The organism is Maribacter aquimaris, assembly GCF_014596745.1.
In the GTDB taxonomy this organism is placed as follows: Bacteria; Bacteroidota; Bacteroidia; order Flavobacteriales; family Flavobacteriaceae; genus Maribacter_A; species Maribacter_A aquimaris.
This window is the reverse complement of sequence record NZ_JABTCF010000007.1, coordinates 131,870-150,742: the sequence shown is the minus strand read 5'-3', so window position 1 is coordinate 150,742 and position 18,873 is coordinate 131,870. Positions and strand designations below refer to the sequence as shown.

Here is an 18,873-nt window from a genome sequence, read left to right as displayed (position 1 = left end):
ATAATATGGATAATCATCCCATTGGTGTTTTTGATTCTGGTGTGGGTGGTACATCCATATGGAAGGAGATCAATGCGCTGCTTCCCCATGAAGACACCATTTATCTGGCCGATAGTAAGAATGCCCCATACGGGGAACGGACGAAAGAGGAAATCGTCCAACTCTCGATAAAGAATACGGAGTTTTTGTTGGGTAAGGGTTGTAAACTCATCGTGGTGGCCTGCAATACGGCAACGACCAATGCCATAGACTATTTACGCGCGCAGTACCAAGTGCCATTTATAGGCATAGAACCCGCCATAAAACCGGCGGCATTACAATCAAAATCAAAAAAAGTGGGGGTATTGGCCACTAAGGGTACCTTGTCCAGTCTTCTTTTTCATAGTACGGTAGGGAATCTTGCTGAAGGAATACGCATTTATGAACAAGTAGGGACAGGTTTGGTTCCCTTGATCGAAAGCGGAAAGGCTAACTCGCCCGAAACAAAAGCCTTGTTGGAAGCATATCTTCGTCCTATGGTCACAGCCGGAATCGATTATTTGGTGTTGGGATGTACCCATTATCCCTATTTAATCCCCTTATTAAAAGAAATATTGCCTGCCCATATACAAATCATTGATTCTGGGGAAGCGGTGGCACGACAAACCAAGGCAATATTGGAAAAAAATGAATTGCTCTCCAATTCCATCAATTTGGGATCGCATCACTTTATTACAAATGCCGATGTTGAAATACTAAAAGGTTTTTTTGTAGATAGAAGTGCTTCCTTAAAAATAACATATCAGGAGTTCTAAACCATTATTTCCTGCAAAACGTTAAATAGGTGAAATCATATTGGTGTTTTTCATCCTTTGGATGATGTACGGAACTTGTCAATTGCCAAATGGTTTCATCAATCTCAGGAAAGAAGGTATCAGCATCAAAATGTGAATGCACCTTTGTAATTTCCAATCGCTGGGCAAATTGCTCCCCTTGTCTGTAAATTTCCCCACCCCCAATAATAAAAGGATGGTCATCACCATCGGTAAGTTTTATGGCATCTTCCAATGAATGCGCGACAATGCAATCCTCGTGGGCTACAGTGTAGCTTTTATCCCTGGTAATTATAATATGGGTTCTATTGGGAAGGGGTTTGGGGAAGCTCTCGAAAGTCTTTCTCCCCATGATGATGAAATGCCCCGTTGTCAACTGTTTAAAGCGCTTAAAGTCATCGGGAAGGTGCCAAAGAAGGTCATTGTCTTTTCCCAATGCATTGTTTTCGCCAACGGCGGCTATCATGGTAATGTTTTGCACGATAAATCTTATTTAATAAATTCAGTGGGTAAGGTACAAAAAGTGGGCCGATCAATATGTTGGTAGTATTTAAACTGTTTTGTTCCGGCAGTTTAATAATGCCATTGGACGCTATTCTTGATTGATGTCCTTTTTGTTGATTTTGGAAAGCGGAAAGTCCGTTTCAATTTCCTTTTGCAATTCAGCTATTTTTTGCTTCTGTTTCAATACCAGTTTTTCGCGCTGTTGTCTTTCCCAATCCTTGCCCATGAATTTTTGGGTAACGAAAACATTGAAAGCATGGATTACGAATAAAAAGGCCCAAAAGGTAATAGCCCAAATAAACCAATCATATTCAACCCCGAATTTCAGGATTTTATTGATTAAAACGAGGAAGACACTGCCAATCAGGAATATGACAAAGTGTACATATAAACGTTTTTTTTGTTTTATACGTGTTTGGGCAGATTCGAGCAGGTCATGTTGCTCCAAATCCAATTCCGTCTGCTTTTTACCTTTGTTAAACATACGAATAGCTATCTTTAATCACAAAGATAAAGCATTTGGTATACAATGGAATTTAAGGTTATGAAGAATTTAAAGGAGGGTTTCCCCATATTTGGGGAATATATATATGCGAATACCGCCTCATCGGGACTAATACACGAAAGCGTGATCGACTGGCGCAGACAGCACGATATTGATTTTCTTAATGGGGCCAGTATGTTCAGAATGACAAATGCCAATATCATTGGGGAAACCCGGGCAGCAGTTGGGACCTTTTTTGGTTGTGACGTAGAAAATGTGGCATTGGTGCAAAATTTTTCCTTGGGTCTTAATATGCTTTTGGAAGGAATGGATAAAAATTTAAATGTATTACTCCTTGAGAATGATTACCCTTCGGTCAATTGGTCTTTTGAAAATCGAGGCTTTCCTATTTCATATTGCAAGATCGATGTGGATCTGGAAGAAAATATACGCAGTAAGATCGAAGCTGGCCAAATAGCTATTCTAGCCTTAAGCCTCGTTCAATGGGTAAATGGGATTAAGGTAGATATCGGTTTTCTTTCTCGATTGAAAAAAGATTTTCCAGACCTGTTTATCATTGCCGATGGCACTCAATTTTGTGGTACTTCTGAATTTGATTTTACTTCATCGGCCATTGATGTGTTAGGGGCAAGCTCCTATAAATGGCTTTTATCGGGTTATGGGAACGGGTTTTTCCTGTTTAAAGATCGGGCTAAGGAGTTTTCAAAGGTTGAAACTATTGGTTTTAATGCGGCAGGAGCAAATCAGGACAATCAATATAAAATTCGATTTGCCAAACATTTTGAGCCAGGACATCTGGATACCTTGAATTTCGGAACGCTTAAACAGGCACTTGGTTTTATGACCACAATCGGGAAACAGGAAATAACCCAGCAATTGAAGGTGCTTTCCGATAAGGGTAAAAGGGAATTTTCAGCTATGGGGTTATTGGAGGATGCAGTGGTATCACGTAAGGAACACAGTACTATTTTCAATATAAAAGGTGATGATACGTTGTTTCAGCATTTAACCGACAATAAGGTGTTATGCTCCCAAAGAGGAATAGGGATTCGATTCAGTTTCCATTTTTACAATACCATAGATGATATTGAACGCATTGTTGAAATCATTAAAGAGCGGGTATAGGTTTTACCTAGATGGCAATTAGGAGGATGGCTTTTTGTGAAGCCAACTTAAAAGGGGTACTTATATTAAGAAAATCATAAAAATGGTATTAATCATTGGGAATGAGGGATTTAATGCTTTAATTTTGTATTGAATTTAAATTGTTCACGTTATGGGAATTGCAAAAAAATATTTAAAAAGTAAGCCAATATGTAAAGTGACTTTTACAGTACCTGCTGAGGAAGCCAAGAAAGTAGCCGTTGTTGGTGATTTCAACAATTGGAACCCTAAAGGAAGTACTTTGAAAAAATTAAAAAACGGGACCTTTAAGGGTACGTTTGATCTTCCCAAAGAAAACACCTATGAGTTTAGATATTTGGTGGATGGGGATTATGTGAACGAAGCGGAAGCTGATCGTTACCAATGGAATGAGTATGCCGGGACTGAAAATGCGGTTCTGGAGCTTTAGAATAGAAAAAGAAAATTAAGAGGAAGAAGGCCCAAAGGTAAAACTTTCGGGCCTTTTCTATTATTTTTCAATCTGTACACCTTTCCAAAAGGCGACCCTTCCTTTTATGCCTTTTGCAAGTTCACTAACCTCGGGGTAATACCACGCCGCATCTTCATTTCTTTGTCCATTTACTTCCAAGGTGTAATAAGAAGCTTCACCTTTCCAGGGGCAGGTAGTATGTGACCCACTTGGTTTAAAATATTCGTCCTTTATACTATCGGCAGGGAAATAATGGTTGTTTTCCAAAACTAGGGTATTGTTGCTTTCCGCTATTACGGTTTTGTTCCAGATTGCTTTCATTTTCTAGGGTTTTGTTTTTTATATAAAACGGGAATTGTCTCAGCTTATCGCACATAAATAAATTTATGTGCTTAGGCGTATATTACATCCAAAATTTACATTCATGGATGATTGGTCCTGAGTTCATTTTTTATGGCAAAGACATAATTTTGATAATATCCTTTGGTATCCACGAATTTTTTTTCAATTTGAAAACCTGATTGTTCCGCCAGCCATTCTACGGTATGGTCATCATATTTTTGGGAGATTTCGGTATGTATGGTTTCCCATGCATTGAAATTGATTTTCAGGTCCAATTTTTTGATGAAAACCGATTGATCTTTTTTAGAGACCAGATAACTTTTGGCCGTTCCCGATTCGGGATCATAGACTTCCCAGTGCAAGAATTGATCAAGGTCAATATCCGCATCCATCTCCCTATTGATCCGTGCTAGGATGTTTTTATTGAAATCGGAGGTTATTCCCGCAGGATCATTGTATGCGTTCAATACCGTCTGTGGGTTCTTTTTATGGTCAAAGCCAACAAACAACAAGTCGTCATCGTGCATAAAGTCACGTAAGTGATTTAGAAAATCAATGGCCTGGTCATGTAAAAGATTTCCAATATTGGAACCTAAGAATAGGATTACCTTTTTGGTTCCGTTTTCAATGTTTATCCTGTTTAATATTTCAAAATAAGTGCCCTGTAAAGTTTCGATACAGACCTCAGGAATTTCATTCTGTATAGCGGCTTCGAGTTGGGCAAGTACACTATGGCTGATATCAATGGGTTGGTATTTGAAATTGGCCTTGTCCTTTACTAACTGTTCTAGAAGTATTTTTGTTTTTCTTCCATCCCCAGCACCTAATTCAATTAATTTGAATTTTTCATTCCCGTTTTGGAAGATGTTTGAAATTTCCTCCTTATGTGAATTGAAAATTTGATGTTCGGCGTTGGTAAGATAGTACTCGGGCATATCCATAATTTCCTGAAACAACCTATCCCCATAGCTATCATAAATATATTTTGATGACAAATGTTTTGGGGAATGGGTGAGACCCTCGTATACCTCTTTTTCAAATTCGGTCGGTACGACCATATTGGTTTTTCTTTTCATGAAAATTGTGCGTAATTATCTGGCTAATCGTATACCGTTATATTGCCATCTTGTATGGGTGGGAAAGAAATTGCGATACGTGGGTCTTGTATGTTTTATGGGGGTAGCCACGGATCCTCCCCTGAGTACTTTTTGGTTTACCATGAATTTGCCATTGTATTCCCCTAAGGCGCCTGCGGTTTTTTTGTAATTTGGATAGGGCAGGTAGGCACTTTCGGTCCATTCCCAGCGTTGTCCCCAGGTAAAATATTGTTGTGCCGTTTCCCATTCGAATTCGGTAGGCAGTCTACAACCTTTCCATTGGGCCAAGGCAAAAGCTTCAAAATAGGAGATATGGGTTATAGGGGTGTTGGGTGTTATCTTCTGTAGCCCATTGAGTGTATAATGAAACCACTCCCCTTTGATCTTGTGCCAATATAAGGGTGCTTTTATGTCGTTTTTGTTTACCCAATCCCATCCTTCAGCATGCCAAAGTTCAAAATTCTGGTAGCCTTTGCCATCAATGAACTCGATAAACTCTTGGTTGGTGACCAATTTGTTGGATATTTCACAGGCATTCAGGTAAACCTTATGTCTTCCTAGTTCATTGTCGTAACTGAAGTTTCCTGAATCATGTCCGATACCATAAATACCCTCGGCAATGGGAATCCATTCTTGGTCATGGGTTTCTTCTTGGTGTTCCTTGAGGTTTTTTGAATATGGGGGGAGCAGTGGATTGTTTCCGAGTATATACTTAATATCGGTAAGCAACAATTCTTGATGCTGTTTTTCATGATGTATACCCATTTCGATAAGGTCGTAGAGGTGGTTGTCCTGTTTTTCCTCCATGACATCGTTAATTGCCTTGGTCACGTACGTTCTATATTCATATACTTTCTCTACGGAAGGTCTCGATAAGTTGCCGCGGTCTGAGCGCATGACATGTTCGCCAACGGATTCGTAATAACTGTTGAAAACGAACGAAAAATCATTATCGAATACTTTATAGCCTGTGATGTGTGGTTTTAAAATAAACTCTTCGAAAAACCAGGTACTATGACCCAAATGCCATTTCGGGGGGGAGACTTCGGCCACGGGCTGCACTACATAATCCTCAATTTCCAAAGGTTGACAAATGGCCTCGGTATGTTTTCGTGTTTCAAGAAAAAAACGCAATAGGGAATCGGGAGTAATCATAAACAAATTTTAGTGTCTTTCTTTAAAATAATGTCATTTATTGATGAATTCAAAACAAACATCTATAAATTTAACATTATCCCTAGGGGTGGTGATTTTTTTATTAGGATTCGATATTAACGGTACTCGGGATTCCCAAATTTCCAGCGGTTGCCATCGTCCCATGAAGCCCGGGAGTTGCCATAGGCAGGATATCCATTGTTGTCATGGAGTAATTGGGCCAAATGCAATAGGTTATAGGTCATGAACGTGGTATTGCGATTGGTGAAGTCATTATTCCTGGCGTTGGACTCCTCATCGAGGTAACTGGGTCCGGGGCCGACTTCCCCAATCCAACCGGAGTCGGCTTGCGGGGGTATCGAATAGCCTAAATGTTGAAGGGCGTATAGTAATCCCATGGCGCAATGTTTTACCCCATCTTCATTACCGGTTATGACACAACCCCCCACTTTTCCATAGTAACTGTATTGTCCCTTTTCATTTTGTATGGCACTCATCGCATATAATCGTTCTATGAGCTTGGTAGCGATTGAAGATCGTTCCCCCAACCAAATGGGTGTACCGATAATTAATATATGGCTATCCGATACTTTTTTATAGATTTCGGGCCAATCATCCTTTTCCGCCCCTTCCGTTGTCATATCGGGCTGCACACCAACAGGTACGTCATAATCAACGAGTCGCAGAACCTCTACGGCTACGTTTTCCGACTTCATGATGTTCATGGAAACCTCCATAAGTCCACGGGTATGGCTTTTTTGAGGGGATTTTTTTAAGGTACAATTGATGAAAAGGGCCTTTAATTTTGAAAAATCGGGATGAAGTGTTGCCATTGATTCTAGGAGTTAACTGCGTTTTATAAATAGGTCGGGGTAAATGTGCATAACTTACCTATATAAAATTCCTATAAAAACCAGTTAACCAAGGACCGTATAAAATCTATTCTTAACCCTATCGCATATTGGTCTATATTGCTACGGCTCCTTTTATATGTGGATGCGGATGGTAATCCGTGAGCGTAAAATCTTCAAATTTAAAATCGAAGATATCCTTGACCTCAGGATTAATGACCATTTTAGGCAATGGCCGAGGTTCACGGCTTAATTGCAATTCTACTTGTTCCATATGGTTATTGTAGATATGGGCATCCCCAAAAGTGTGGATGAATTCCCCGGGTTGATACCCACAGACTTGAGCCATCATCAAAGTGAATAATGCGTAGGAGGCAATATTGAAAGGAACGCCTAGGAAAATATCCGCACTGCGTTGGTACAATTGGCACGACAATTTACCATCAGCCACGTAAAACTGAAAGAAGGCATGGCAAGGGGGGAGCGCCGCCTTTCCGTTGGCCACATTTTCGGCAAAGGATTTTGAGGTGTCGGGAAGCACACTGGGATTCCAGGCCGATACCAACATTCTTCTGCTGTTCGGGTTTTGTTTCAAGCTTTGTACCACCTCTTTGATCTGGTCAATTTCCTCACTGTTCCAATTACGCCATTGGTGACCGTATACGGGACCGAGGTCGCCATTATCATCGGCCCATTCATTCCATATGCGTACCCCGTTTTCTTGTAGATAGGCAATATTGGTGTCTCCTTTAAGAAACCATAGGAGTTCATATATAATGGACTTTAAATGTAGCTTTTTGGTAGTTACCATAGGGAATCCCTGACTGAGGTCAAATCGCATCTGATGACCAAAGATACTTAGGGTTCCTGTTCCTGTACGGTCGCCTTTTTGGCTACCGTTATCCAAAACCTGTTTTAATAAATCGTGGTATTGTTTCATATAAAGTGCTATCCCACTCGTGGGCTTTCAAAAGTTATCATTCCAATTTATGGGATAAAAATAATGAAATGGCAATCGATTTTTCGGAGCTCTTGATTATTCTTATGAAATTTTATCAACGACAAGGGATTTACCCCAAAATCATTCCGGCAATGGTGGCTGAGAGCAAAGAAGCGATAGATCCACCAAGTACAGCACGCATACCGAATTCTGAAAGCGTTTTTCGTTGCCCAGGGGCTAATGATCCGATACCTCCGATCTGTATGCCTATCGAAGCGAAATTGGCAAACCCGCATAACATATAGGTTGCCATGATCACCGATTTGTTATAGGTTAAGTGCGTTGCACTGGCAACATCCTTAAGTTCAGCCAATTGAATATATCCTACAAATTCACTGGCTGCCAACTTGATACCCAATAATTGACCCATTGGCATTATATCCTCGGTTTGCACCCCTGTTAACCACATCAATGGGGCAAAGATGGTCCCTAAAATAGACTCCAAGGAAAATTGTTGGTAGGATGTATTGGCGGCAAGCCAATCATTGAGTGATGTAATATCACCGGTCCATCCCAATATACCGTTTATCATTGCGATAAAGGCTACGAAAACCAAAAGCATGGCACCCACATTAACAGCTAGTTTTAACCCTTCTGTTGTTCCGTTGGCAATGGCATCGAGGATGTTGGCCCCTATTTTTTCCGAGGAGACGGAGACGTCGGTATTGACGGGTTCGGTTTGTGGGTAAAGTATTTTTGAAATGACAATGGCTCCGGGAGCGGCCATCACTGAGGCGGCAATCAGGTGTCTTGCGAATTCCAGTCGTAACTGTTGGTCGTTTCCTCCCAGGAATCCTATGTAGGCTGCCAATACACCACCAGCGACGGTGGCCATACCGCCAATCATGACCAACAGGATTTCTGACTTGTTCATTTTTTCCAGATAGGCCTTGATCATAAGAGGTGATTCGGTCTGTCCCAAGAATATGTTACCGGCAACAGAAAGACTTTCCGGACCTGAGATACCCAAGGATTTTGTAAGAAGCCAAGCCAGTCCTTTGACTATTTTTTGAATGATTCCCAAATAGAACAAGACCGAAGTCAATGCGGAAAAGAAGATGATTGTCGGAAGTATTTGAAAAGCAAATATATAACCGATGTTCGGGTTTTCGAGATTGAGGAGGTTTCCCAATACGAATTGACTTCCTGCCAAGGTGAAATTCAATAATTCATTGAAGATCATTCCTAAAAATTCAAAGATCCTACGGATGAAAGTCACTTGTAGTATTCCAATGGCCAACAATACTTGGATGCCTAGTCCGATACCTACGGTTCTCCAATTTATGGCTTTTCTATTCGCGCTAAAAAGAAATGAAATAAAGATAAGGGATAACATCCCTAAAATACCCCTCCATAAACTATTGATTGAAAATCCCGCATTGGGAATAATATGTTCGGTTTGGGCCATGTCCGTTGGGGTCAAAATAACCGATTCGGTAATAGCGACCAAGGTGTCTTGTGCGGCTGTTGTTTGGGCAAAGGAAGTAAAGGATAGTAAAAAAACTAAAACAAGCACCAAATAATTAGTTTTCATAGTCAGAATGCGCTTTTAGTTTAGTTGCGTTTGGAGATTTCATCCCTTAATTTTGCCGCTTTTTCGTAGTCTTCGTTGGCAACGGCTTTTTCCAATTCTTTGTTCAATTCGTCAATCGTCAATTCGGTAAAGGCGTCGGTGGCCCCTTGGTCAATCTCTACGGTTTCCCCTTCCTGTAATATTTCATCGACCATGATACTGTCGTCATTTTCTTCCTTTTCACTTTCCTTGGAGGTGAATTTCAAGAAGATGCCGGCTTTATCAAGAATGGTCTTGTATGTAAATATTGGTGCATTGAAACGAAGGGCCAAAGCAATTGCATCGCTGGTCCTTGCGTCGATGATTTCCTCAATCTTATCCCTTTCACAAATAATGCTGGAGTAAAAGACCCCGTCAACCAATTTATGGATGATAACCTGTTTTATCACAATATCGAAACGATCCGCAAAATTCTTAAAAAGATCATGCGTCAATGGTCGCGGCGGTTTTATTTCCTTCTCAAGGGCAATGGCAATTGATTGTGCCTCAAATGCTCCAATGACAATAGGAAGTTTGCGATCACCGTCCACTTCGTTCAATATAAGGGCATAGGCACCATTTTGGGTTTGGCTATAGGAAATTCCCTTAATTTTCAATCGTACTAAACTCATAGGATATAATAAACCTCAAAGGGCTGTTCAAATAAAAAGGCATGGCCAATCAATTGAACAGCCCCTCAGAGGCGCAAATTAACAAAAATTAAGCGTTTTGGGCTTTAAATTCCTTTAATTTTTCGATGAGTTTAGGTACCACTTCAAAGGCATCACCTACAATTCCGTAATCGGCTGCCTTAAAAAATGGGGCTTCTGGATCGGTATTGATGACCACTTTTGTTTTTGAGGCACTTACCCCGGCCAAATGTTGAATGGCCCCAGAAATACCTATGGCAATGTAAAGATTACTTGCAACAGGCTTACCCGTTTGTCCTACGTGTTCACTATGGGGTCTCCAGCCCATATCCGATACAGGTTTGGAACATGCGGTGGCCGCTCCCAGTACATCCGCCAATTCTTCGATCATTCCCCAATTTTCGGGACCTTTGAGTCCTCGGCCACCGGAAACGACGATATCTGCATCCGCTATGGTTGCTTTGCCGACGACCTTATCGATTTCTGTTGATTTTGTTGAGAAGTCAGCGTCACTTACGGTAGGGGAAAAATCCTCAACCGTCGTCGAAGTCGTGTTTTCCACCAAACCAAAGGCGTTGTTTGATACTGCTATCAATTTGATTTCAGTATTGATTTGGGTGTGGGCAAATCCCTTATTACTGAAAACAGTACGTTTTACGATAAACGGACTTGTACTTTCCGGCGCTGCAACCACATTGGAAACCATCCCGGCCTCTAATTTAGTGGCCAATAACGGGGCGAGGAATTTTGTGTCAGAACTTGAGCTGACCACGATGACCTTGGCACCCTCATTCTTAGCTGCTTCAGCGATGATGTTTGCGTATGCCTTGGCATTGAAGGTACTCAATTTGTCATTCGAGACATTCAATACTTTGGTAATGCCGTAATTGCCAAGACTTTCGTTTTCATTGGCATTGATCGAGATGGCCGTTGCCGTGGTGCCCAATTGTTGGGCAACCTCATAGGCATAGGAGGCAGCTTCAAAGGCATTTTTTTTGAACTTACCGTTTTCTGATTCTGTATAGACTAAAACTGACATATGTTTTTCTTTAATTTATGATCCTGGATATGATGCAGGAAAGTATTGTTGAATTAAGGGTTGGGAAACTTTTAAAACAATTGGGGCACAAGGCTCAAATTACCTTGGCCTCGTTATGTAAGAGGTTTACCAATTCGCCCACGTTATCGGCATCAACCAATTTTACAGCTCCTTTGGGGGCTGGTTGTTCAAACTTTATATCGGTGGTAGCGGCAATCGCATCGATAGGGGCAACTACATTCAAGGCCTTTTTTCTAGCCATCATGATGCCTCTCATATTGGGTATGCGTAAATCACTTTCTTCTACCAGGCCTTTCTGTCCCCCTATAACCAAGGGCAAGGTGGTCTCGATTTTCTCTTTTCCGCCATCAATCTCGCGCATCGCCTTAACGTTATTGCCGTCAACCTCTATATTGATACAGGTGTTCACGAAATTCATGTCTAAAAGGGTGGCTAACATACCAGGAACCATGCCACCGTTATAGTCGATGGATTCCCTTCCGGCAATAATCAAATCATAACCGCCATTTTTTACTACTGCAGCCAATTGTTGGGCGACAAAATATCCGTCTGTGGGTTCCGCATCCACACGAATAGCCTCATCGGCACCAATGGCAAGCGCTTTTCGTATTGTGGGTTCAGCACTCGAACCTCCTACAGATGCTACATGTACGGTCGCACCTTGTTTCTCTTTGAACCACATGGCGCGGGTAAGTCCAAACTCGTCATTTGGATTTATCACAAATTGTACGCCGTTAGTGTCAAATTTGGTATTGCCATCAGTGAAATTAATCTTTGATGTGGTGTCGGGTACATTGCTTATACAAACTAATATCTTCATAAACGTAATATTTTCAGGTCTTTAAAAGAATTGAGCTAAGATAGGTAATCTTTTTCGGAAATACTATGCATGCATAGTAAAATTTGTCATTTTTTTAATTCCATCAGCCCGAAAATTGATATATAATTTGCTATTTTTGCTTTCATTTTTGTCCGAAGTGGATAACCATTAATATAAGTATTAAATGAAGACATTACAGTTTAGGCAAGCCATAGCAGAGGCCATGTCAGAGGAAATGAGAAGAGACGAGGCCATTTATCTAATGGGCGAGGAAGTTGCAGAGTACAACGGCGCATATAAGGCTTCAAAAGGGATGTTGGACGAATTTGGTCCTGAGCGTGTGATCGATACGCCGATTTCTGAATTGGGTTTCGCAGGTGTTGGAGTGGGTTCTACATTGACAGGCAATAGGCCGATTATTGAATTTATGACCTTCAACTTTGCGTTGGTCGGTATTGATCAGATAGTAAACAATGCTGCCAAAATCAGGCAAATGTCCGGTGGGCAGTTTAGTTGTCCAATCGTTTTTCGAGGGCCCACAGGTTCTGCGGGTCAATTAGGGGCCACGCATTCCCAGGCATTTGAAAGTTGGTTTGCAAATTGTCCGGGATTAAAGGTGGTTGTACCATCCAATCCGGCCGATGCCAAAGGATTATTGAAATCCGCGATACGGGATAATGACCCCGTTATTTTCATGGAGTCTGAGCAGATGTATGGTGATAAGGGCGAAGTACCTGAAGGTGAATTTACTATTCCTTTAGGGGTAGCGGATATTAGAAGGGAAGGTTCGGACGTTACTATTGTATCATTTGGCAAAATCATCAAGGAGGCCGATAAAGCTGCTGATGAATTGGCAAAAGAAGGAATCAGTTGTGAGATCATCGATTTACGTACGGTTAAGCCATTGGATTATGAGGCCGTTTTGAATTCAGTGAAGAAAACGAATCGTTTGGTCATTTTAGAGGAAGCTTGGCCTTTTGGTAACGTTGCTACCGAAATAGGTTTCTATGTACAGAATAATGCATTTGATTATTTGGATGCCCCTATCCAAAAAATAAATACTGCTGACACCCCAGCACCATATTCACCAGTCTTGTTGGCTGAATGGCTGCCGAACCATGAAGATGTAATCAAGGCGGTTAAGAAAGTGCTATACAAATAAGGGGTACAAAATTGTAAAGGAAATTTAGCTTCTCCGACCAAGTGTTGGCGAAGCTTTTTTAGTTATACTTTACCGTATCATAAAGTTGTCTTGAATACCATATAAATGAATAAATTTCTTCTGCCCTTCTTTCTGTTTTTTACCGTGGTGGCTTTAGCCCAAACAAAGGTTGGGGGTATCGTCGTTGATGAAATGGGCGAGCCAATCCCCTTTGCCGATATTCTTTTTAAGGACTCTACCGAGGGGACGATATCCGATGAGAATGGTAATTTTTATTTGGAGTCGGATTCTACCTATGAAATCCTGGTGGTTTCCTTTATGGGATTTGAAACTAAGGAAATCACACTTCCCGCTAAAGTAAACTACAAAATGCGTATAGAGTTGTTGGAGTCGAGCCAACAATTGGGGGAGGTAGTTGTTTTTGGGGGTAAACAACCCAAAAAGAACAATCCGGCAATAGATATCCTGAGAAAAATATGGGCTAAAAAGCGGGTAAATGGTCTTCGCAAATTCAAACAATACCAGTATGATAAATATGAAAAGGTAGAGTTTGATTTAAATACGATCGATAGCGCTTTGATGAAAAAGAAGATCTTTAAAGGATTGGAATTTGTATTCCAGGATTTGGATACTTCACGGATTACGGGTAAAACCTATCTACCTATATTTCTAAATGAGACGTTTTCAAAAGTGTATGGCGACAATACCATAACTGTTGAAAAGGAGGATGTATTGGGGAACAAAAACTCGGGTTTTGAGAACAATCAAGCTATCATAGCGTTTGTTGAGGACCTTTACCAGGATTATGATATTTATGATAATTACCTAAAATTTTTCGATAAGAGTTTTACCAGTCCACTCTCGAAAACAGGTATAGATACCTATAACTATGTGCTGCGCGACAGTGCCTATATAGATAATAAGTGGTGCTACAATATCACCTATTATCCCCGACGTAAGAATGAATTGACCTTTAAGGGCGACTTTTGGGTGAACGATTCAACTTATGCCATAAAGAATATAAATCTTGAAGTGACCAAAAGTGCGAATATCAACTGGGTTAAGGAAATTTATATAGAACAGGATTTCCAGGTCGTCAATGATTCCGTCTTTCTCTTGCAAAGGGATTATATGTTGACCGATTTCAGTTTAAAGAAAAAGGAGGAATCCAAAGGCGTGTATGGTAAACGTACGACCGTTTATGATGATTATCAATTCGATAGGGTCAAGCCCCGGGAATTCTATAAGACAAAGAGTAATGATTTCAATCCCTTGGTCTTGAATAGGGACAGTACCTTTTGGCAGAATAATCGGCTAGAGGCACTGAATAAGGATGAAAAAGGAGTGTACCAATTATTGGATACCTTAAGGACGGTCCCCAAGTTTAAATCGTTCTATAATATCGTCAGTATTTTGGGGTCAGGCTATGTAGAGATTGATAAATGGAATGTCGATCTCGGGGATGTCTACAGTGTATTCGGTTATAATGATGCCGAGGGTGTTCGACTTCGAGGTGGGGCACGTACGTATTTCGGTCAAAATGATCCATGGCGGTTAGAAGGCTATATGGCCTATGGTTTTATGGATAAAAAGGTAAAACACGGATTTTCCGCCAAATGGCTGGTCGATAAAAAAAGTCGTTTGATCATATCAGGGGGTAATCGGCGCGATGTGGAGCAATTGGGACTTAGCCTTACGTCAACCAACGACGTGATGGGTCGGAGTATCGCCTCTTCCTCAGTGCTTACCGTAGGTTCCAATGACCGGCTGACCAATATTAACCTGAGTACCTTCAATTTGGAGATTGAACCCATAACGAATTTTAGGGTGCGTGTAGGGAGTTCGCTAAGAACTTTGGGTTCGGCCTTGCCCGATGCGTTTAACTTGGATTATATCGACCCAGAGTCGCCCACAGGCATTTCATCCGAGGTAAAACAGTTCGATGTAAATACCATGGTGGTGTATACCCCAGGGAGAAGAACCATTGGTTATGGCGTTGAGCGGAGAAATATCAATGACACCTACAGTACCTTGTTATTGAATTACACCCATGGGTTTGAAGGTTTTTTAGAAAGTGATTTCAATTATAGCAAGTTGCAGTTTTCGTACAGTCAACCATGGCAATTGGGTGGGTTTGGCCGGCTCTTAAGTACCGTAGAGGTTGGCAAGACCTTTGGGGAGGTGCCTTTGAGTCTTTTGAACGTTGTGCCCGGGAACCAGACCTTGTTTACCATTTATAACACATTCCCCAATCTTGATTTTTATGAATTTGTCACAGATACGTATACCGCCGTACATTTTGAACATAATTTTAATGGCCGAATATTTTCAAGGATACCACTGATCCGAAAATTGAATTTAAGGGAGTTTGTAGGGTTAAGGGGTGTTTGGGGGGAGTTGTCCCAAGGGAATATGGACTTAAGTGCACCAACGAACATTCCGTTGCAAGCCCCAAACAAGAAAATCTATTATGAATATTCCGTAGGTGTTGGTAATATTCTGAAATTTTTTAGGATAGATTTTAATTTCAGGGGAAATTACTTTGATAACCCTGACGCAAGACGATTTAGTGTAACTGGGGAATTTGGCTTCCATTTTTAAGGTATTTTAGGCAATGAAGAAAAGCTAATTCAATCTTTTCAATATCTTTGTGGTAGAAAAAAACTAGAATATGAGTAAAAAAGCAGGACTTACCTTTGATGTACTTATTGAAATACCTAAGGGAAGTAGAAATAAATACGAATACGATTTTACTTTACATAAAATACGGTTTGACCGAACCTTGTTTTCGTCGATGATGTATCCTGGTGATTATGGTTTTATACCTGAAACCTTGGCGTTGGATAAGGATCCCTTGGATGTTTTGGTTTTGTGTACTGAACCAACCTTTCCAATGGTAGTGGTAGAGGTAAAGCCTATTGGGGTTTTTCATATGACCGATGAGAAAGGTCCGGATGAGAAAATCATCTGCGTACCGATTTCGGATCCTATTTGGAGTAAGAGAAATGATATTTCGGATGTTAATCCTCATAGATTGAAAGAAATTGAACATTTTTTTCAGGTATATAAAGACCTCGAAGAGAAAAAAGTTGATGTAGGTGGCTGGGGCGATTCCATAGAAGCCGTCAGGATATATCATGAATGTCTAGAGCGTTACGATAAAAGCGAGCACAAGAAAAAACGCACATTCACTATTTAAAACCCAGTTTTAGGGTTAAAAAGTGGCTTTTCAATATTGAAAAGCCACTTTTTTTATCTATTTGATTTCACTACTTTAGCTGGCATTAAAAAAAAACTAAATAACTAAAAAAACAATGGATTTAATCGTAAAGTTCTTGCCAGCCTTCGGTGTCTTGGCTCTAATATTCGTGTTTGTCAAGAACATGTGGGTTTCAAAACAGGAAGTTGGTGACGCAAAAATGGCAAGAATTGCCAAGAATATTGCCGATGGGGCAATGTCATTTTTAAAAGCGGAATATAAAATACTGGCAATTTTCGTTATTGCCGTGGCGATTCTTCTTTACTTCAAAGGAAGTAATGAGGTAGGGTCACATGGTATGGTTGCTGTTTCCTTTGTGGTTGGGGCTATTTGTTCTGCCTTGGCTGGGTTTATCGGAATGAAAGTGGCTACCAAAGCTAACGTAAGAACAACACAGGCGGCTAGAAAATCATTGGGTAAGGCCCTTGAGGTTGCTTTTGCCGGCGGTGCCGTAATGGGACTTGGTGTTGTCGGACTTGGCGTTTTAGGTCTGAGTGGCCTTTTTATGATCTACCAAAATATTTGGCCAGGTGCGGATAACTTGTCATTGGTGCTGAATGTGCTATCAGGATTCTCCTTGGGTGCATCATCCATCGCCTTGTTTGCGAGAGTTGGTGGTGGTATTTACACGAAAGCAGCTGATGTCGGTGCCGACTTGGTGGGCAAGGTTGAAGCGGGTATTCCTGAGGACCACCCATTGAACCCTGCCACTATTGCCGATAATGTTGGTGACAATGTTGGTGATGTTGCCGGTATGGGAGCCGATTTATTTGAGTCTTATGTAGGTTCTATCATCGGTACCATGGTGTTGGGGGCTTTTATTATCACTCCGGATTTTGCCGGTTTAGGGGCCGTTTATCTGCCATTGGTCTTAGCGGCCGTGGGTATTATAATGTCAATCATCGGAACATTCTTCGTAAAGGTTAAGGATGGTGGAAATCCACAAACGGCTTTGAATATTGGTGAATTTGGTTCCGCCGGTCTAATGGTCGTTGCCTCCTATTTTATCATTACGGCAATGATTCCCGAAACCGTTGAAGGTCTACCTAGTGGTGCCATGGGTATTTTCTGGGCCACCTTAGCCGGTTTAATTGCTGGTTTGGGTGTTGGGAAAATCACGGAATACTATACAGGAACAGGAACAAAACCAGTAAATTCTATTGTTCGTCAATCTGAGACTGGGGCTGCAACGAATATAATTGCCGGATTAGGTGTCGGTATGATGTCGACCATGATTCCAATCTTATTGATCGCTGCCGCTATCTTGGTGTCACATCATTTTGCTGGACTATATGGTATTGCCATTGCCGCGGTTGGAATGTTGGCAAATACGGGAATTCAGTTGGCAGTGGATGCGTACGGACCAATTTCCGATAATGCCGGTGGTATTGCCGAAATGGCGGAATTGCCCAGTGAAGTTCGCGAGCGAACAGATAAATTGGATGCGGTAGGTAATACAACTGCAGCCATTGGTAAAGGGTTTGCAATAGCTTCTGCAGCTTTAACGGCCTTGGCCTTGTTTGCCGCTTTTATGAAAGTTGCAAAAATTGATTCTATTGATGTATCCAAACCAACCATAATGGCTGGACTTTTAGTAGGTGGAATGCTGCCATTTGTATTTTCTGCCTTATCGATGAATGCGGTTGGGCGTGCTGCCATGGCCATGATCGAGGAAGTTAGACGTCAATTCAGGGATATCCCACAATTGAAAGCTGCCTTGGAAGTTATGCGGGCTGTGGATTCCGACATGACAAAAGCAACGCCTGAACAAAGGGCGATTTTTGATGAAGCGGATGGATTGGCCGAGTACGATAAATGTGTGGCCATTTCCACGCAAGCATCAATTAGGGAAATGGTATTGCCTGGTTTATTGGCAATAGCGGTTCCAGTTGCCGTTGGTTTTATTGGAGGAGCGGAAATGTTGGGCGGACTACTTGCAGGGGTAACAACCTGTGGGGTGCTGATGGCAATTTTCCAATCCAATGCAGGTGGTGCATGGGATAACGCCAAAAAGATGATCGAATCGGATGGAAGAAAAGGTACTGATGCCCATAAAGCAGCAGTAGTAGGTGATACCGTTGGTGATCCATTCAAGGATACATCAGGTCCTTCTTTGAATATCTTATTGAAATTAATGTCAGTGGTAGCTTTGGTAATCGCACCAAGTATTGCGTTGACACCGGATACTTTAACGGCTTATAACGAACAAAAGGTTATTACCGAATTGGTGGCCCAGGAAGTTCAAAAAGAGGTTAGGGTTGAAATGACAAAGAATGATGATGCTACAATGACGGCAACAGTAACGACCACTACAACTGATAATGGTGAAAAAACGGTTGATGAAGCGGTTTTTTCAGGATCGGAGAAAGATGTGATGGCTAAAGTTGAAACCTTCAAGGGTAAGGCTGCTAAAGCAGATACCATCGATGAGGAGGTTATAGGGAAAGTTGTTGGGAAAGAATAAAACTTTTTTAGGGACATTCAAATAATTTTAAAGCCCTGACCAAACG

Annotated in this window: 18 protein-coding genes; 7 read left to right on the top strand and 11 right to left on the bottom strand. The window is 41.2% G+C overall.

The features are described 5' to 3' along the window. Positions 1-5: 5 nt before the first annotated feature. On the top strand, positions 6-794 hold the full coding sequence (gene murI / locus HPE56_RS12410; protein WP_188244075.1) for a glutamate racemase: 789 nt from the start codon (positions 6-8) through the stop codon (positions 792-794). 4 nt (positions 795-798) lie between these two features. Here the strand turns inward: murI and HPE56_RS12405 are convergent, their stop codons facing one another. Then, a complete protein-coding gene (locus HPE56_RS12405) occupies positions 799-1,293 on the bottom strand; it encodes a dihydrofolate reductase (RefSeq protein ID WP_317173203.1) in 495 nt (164 codons plus the stop codon). A gap of 111 nt (positions 1,294-1,404) precedes the next feature. Continuing rightward, positions 1,405-1,800: a 2TM domain-containing protein gene (locus HPE56_RS12400; protein WP_188244074.1), complete on the bottom strand. Its 396-nt coding sequence runs from the start codon at positions 1,798-1,800 to the stop codon at positions 1,405-1,407. Positions 1,801-1,860: 60 nt separating this feature from the next. On the opposite strand from HPE56_RS12400, the gene HPE56_RS12395 reads away from it, so the two are divergent. Next, positions 1,861-2,946, top strand: a complete 1,086-nt coding sequence (locus HPE56_RS12395) for an aminotransferase class V-fold PLP-dependent enzyme (RefSeq protein ID WP_188244073.1) — start codon at positions 1,861-1,863, stop codon at positions 2,944-2,946. A gap of 151 nt (positions 2,947-3,097) precedes the next feature. Continuing rightward, positions 3,098-3,394 (top strand): isoamylase early set domain-containing protein, encoded by a 297-nt coding sequence (locus tag HPE56_RS12390; RefSeq protein ID WP_188244072.1) that lies wholly within the window; start codon positions 3,098-3,100, stop codon positions 3,392-3,394. A gap of 60 nt (positions 3,395-3,454) precedes the next feature. Here HPE56_RS12390 and HPE56_RS12385 read toward each other — a convergent pair whose 3' ends face one another. From HPE56_RS12385 to HPE56_RS12345, 9 genes are all read right to left on the bottom strand, one after another. Then, positions 3,455-3,736, bottom strand: coding sequence for a DUF427 domain-containing protein (locus tag HPE56_RS12385; RefSeq protein WP_188244071.1), 282 nt, complete (start codon positions 3,734-3,736; stop codon positions 3,455-3,457). A 101-nt stretch (positions 3,737-3,837) separates the two neighbouring features. Continuing rightward, positions 3,838-4,833, bottom strand: coding sequence for an L-histidine N(alpha)-methyltransferase (locus HPE56_RS12380; protein WP_188244070.1), 996 nt, complete (start codon positions 4,831-4,833; stop codon positions 3,838-3,840). 15 nt (positions 4,834-4,848) lie between these two features. After that, on the bottom strand, positions 4,849-6,009 hold the full coding sequence (egtB, locus tag HPE56_RS12375) for an ergothioneine biosynthesis protein EgtB (RefSeq protein ID WP_188244069.1): 1,161 nt from the start codon (positions 6,007-6,009) through the stop codon (positions 4,849-4,851). A gap of 116 nt (positions 6,010-6,125) precedes the next feature. Beyond that, a complete protein-coding gene (locus HPE56_RS12370) occupies positions 6,126-6,842 on the bottom strand; it encodes a flavodoxin family protein (protein WP_188244068.1) in 717 nt (238 codons plus the stop codon). Positions 6,843-6,975: 133 nt separating this feature from the next. After that, positions 6,976-7,800: a thymidylate synthase gene (locus HPE56_RS12365; protein ID WP_188244067.1), complete on the bottom strand. Its 825-nt coding sequence runs from the start codon at positions 7,798-7,800 to the stop codon at positions 6,976-6,978. Positions 7,801-7,930: 130 nt separating this feature from the next. Beyond that, on the bottom strand, positions 7,931-9,268 hold the full coding sequence (locus tag HPE56_RS12360) for a NupC/NupG family nucleoside CNT transporter (protein ID WP_394355054.1): 1,338 nt from the start codon (positions 9,266-9,268) through the stop codon (positions 7,931-7,933). Between the two features lie 146 nt (positions 9,269-9,414). Then, a complete protein-coding gene (locus HPE56_RS12355; RefSeq protein ID WP_188244065.1) occupies positions 9,415-10,044 on the bottom strand; it encodes a bifunctional nuclease family protein in 630 nt (209 codons plus the stop codon). An 88-nt stretch (positions 10,045-10,132) separates the two neighbouring features. Beyond that, on the bottom strand, positions 10,133-11,101 hold the full coding sequence (locus HPE56_RS12350; RefSeq protein ID WP_188244064.1) for an electron transfer flavoprotein subunit alpha/FixB family protein: 969 nt from the start codon (positions 11,099-11,101) through the stop codon (positions 10,133-10,135). Positions 11,102-11,195: 94 nt separating this feature from the next. After that, complete coding sequence (locus HPE56_RS12345) at positions 11,196-11,942, bottom strand: electron transfer flavoprotein subunit beta/FixA family protein (RefSeq protein WP_188244063.1); 747 nt, start codon at positions 11,940-11,942, stop codon at positions 11,196-11,198. A gap of 184 nt (positions 11,943-12,126) precedes the next feature. On the opposite strand from HPE56_RS12345, the gene HPE56_RS12340 reads away from it, so the two are divergent. The 4 genes from HPE56_RS12340 (at position 12,127) to HPE56_RS12325 (ending at position 18,827) form a co-directional block, all read left to right on the top strand. Next, a complete protein-coding gene (locus tag HPE56_RS12340; protein WP_188244062.1) occupies positions 12,127-13,104 on the top strand; it encodes a pyruvate dehydrogenase complex E1 component subunit beta in 978 nt (325 codons plus the stop codon). A 105-nt stretch (positions 13,105-13,209) separates the two neighbouring features. Then, positions 13,210-15,705, top strand: coding sequence for a DUF5686 family protein (locus tag HPE56_RS12335; protein WP_188244061.1), 2,496 nt, complete (start codon positions 13,210-13,212; stop codon positions 15,703-15,705). A 70-nt stretch (positions 15,706-15,775) separates the two neighbouring features. Then, positions 15,776-16,303 (top strand): inorganic diphosphatase, encoded by a 528-nt coding sequence (locus tag HPE56_RS12330; protein ID WP_188244060.1) that lies wholly within the window; start codon positions 15,776-15,778, stop codon positions 16,301-16,303. A 115-nt stretch (positions 16,304-16,418) separates the two neighbouring features. After that, complete coding sequence (locus HPE56_RS12325) at positions 16,419-18,827, top strand: sodium-translocating pyrophosphatase (protein ID WP_223170291.1); 2,409 nt, start codon at positions 16,419-16,421, stop codon at positions 18,825-18,827. Positions 18,828-18,873 lie beyond the last annotated feature (46 nt).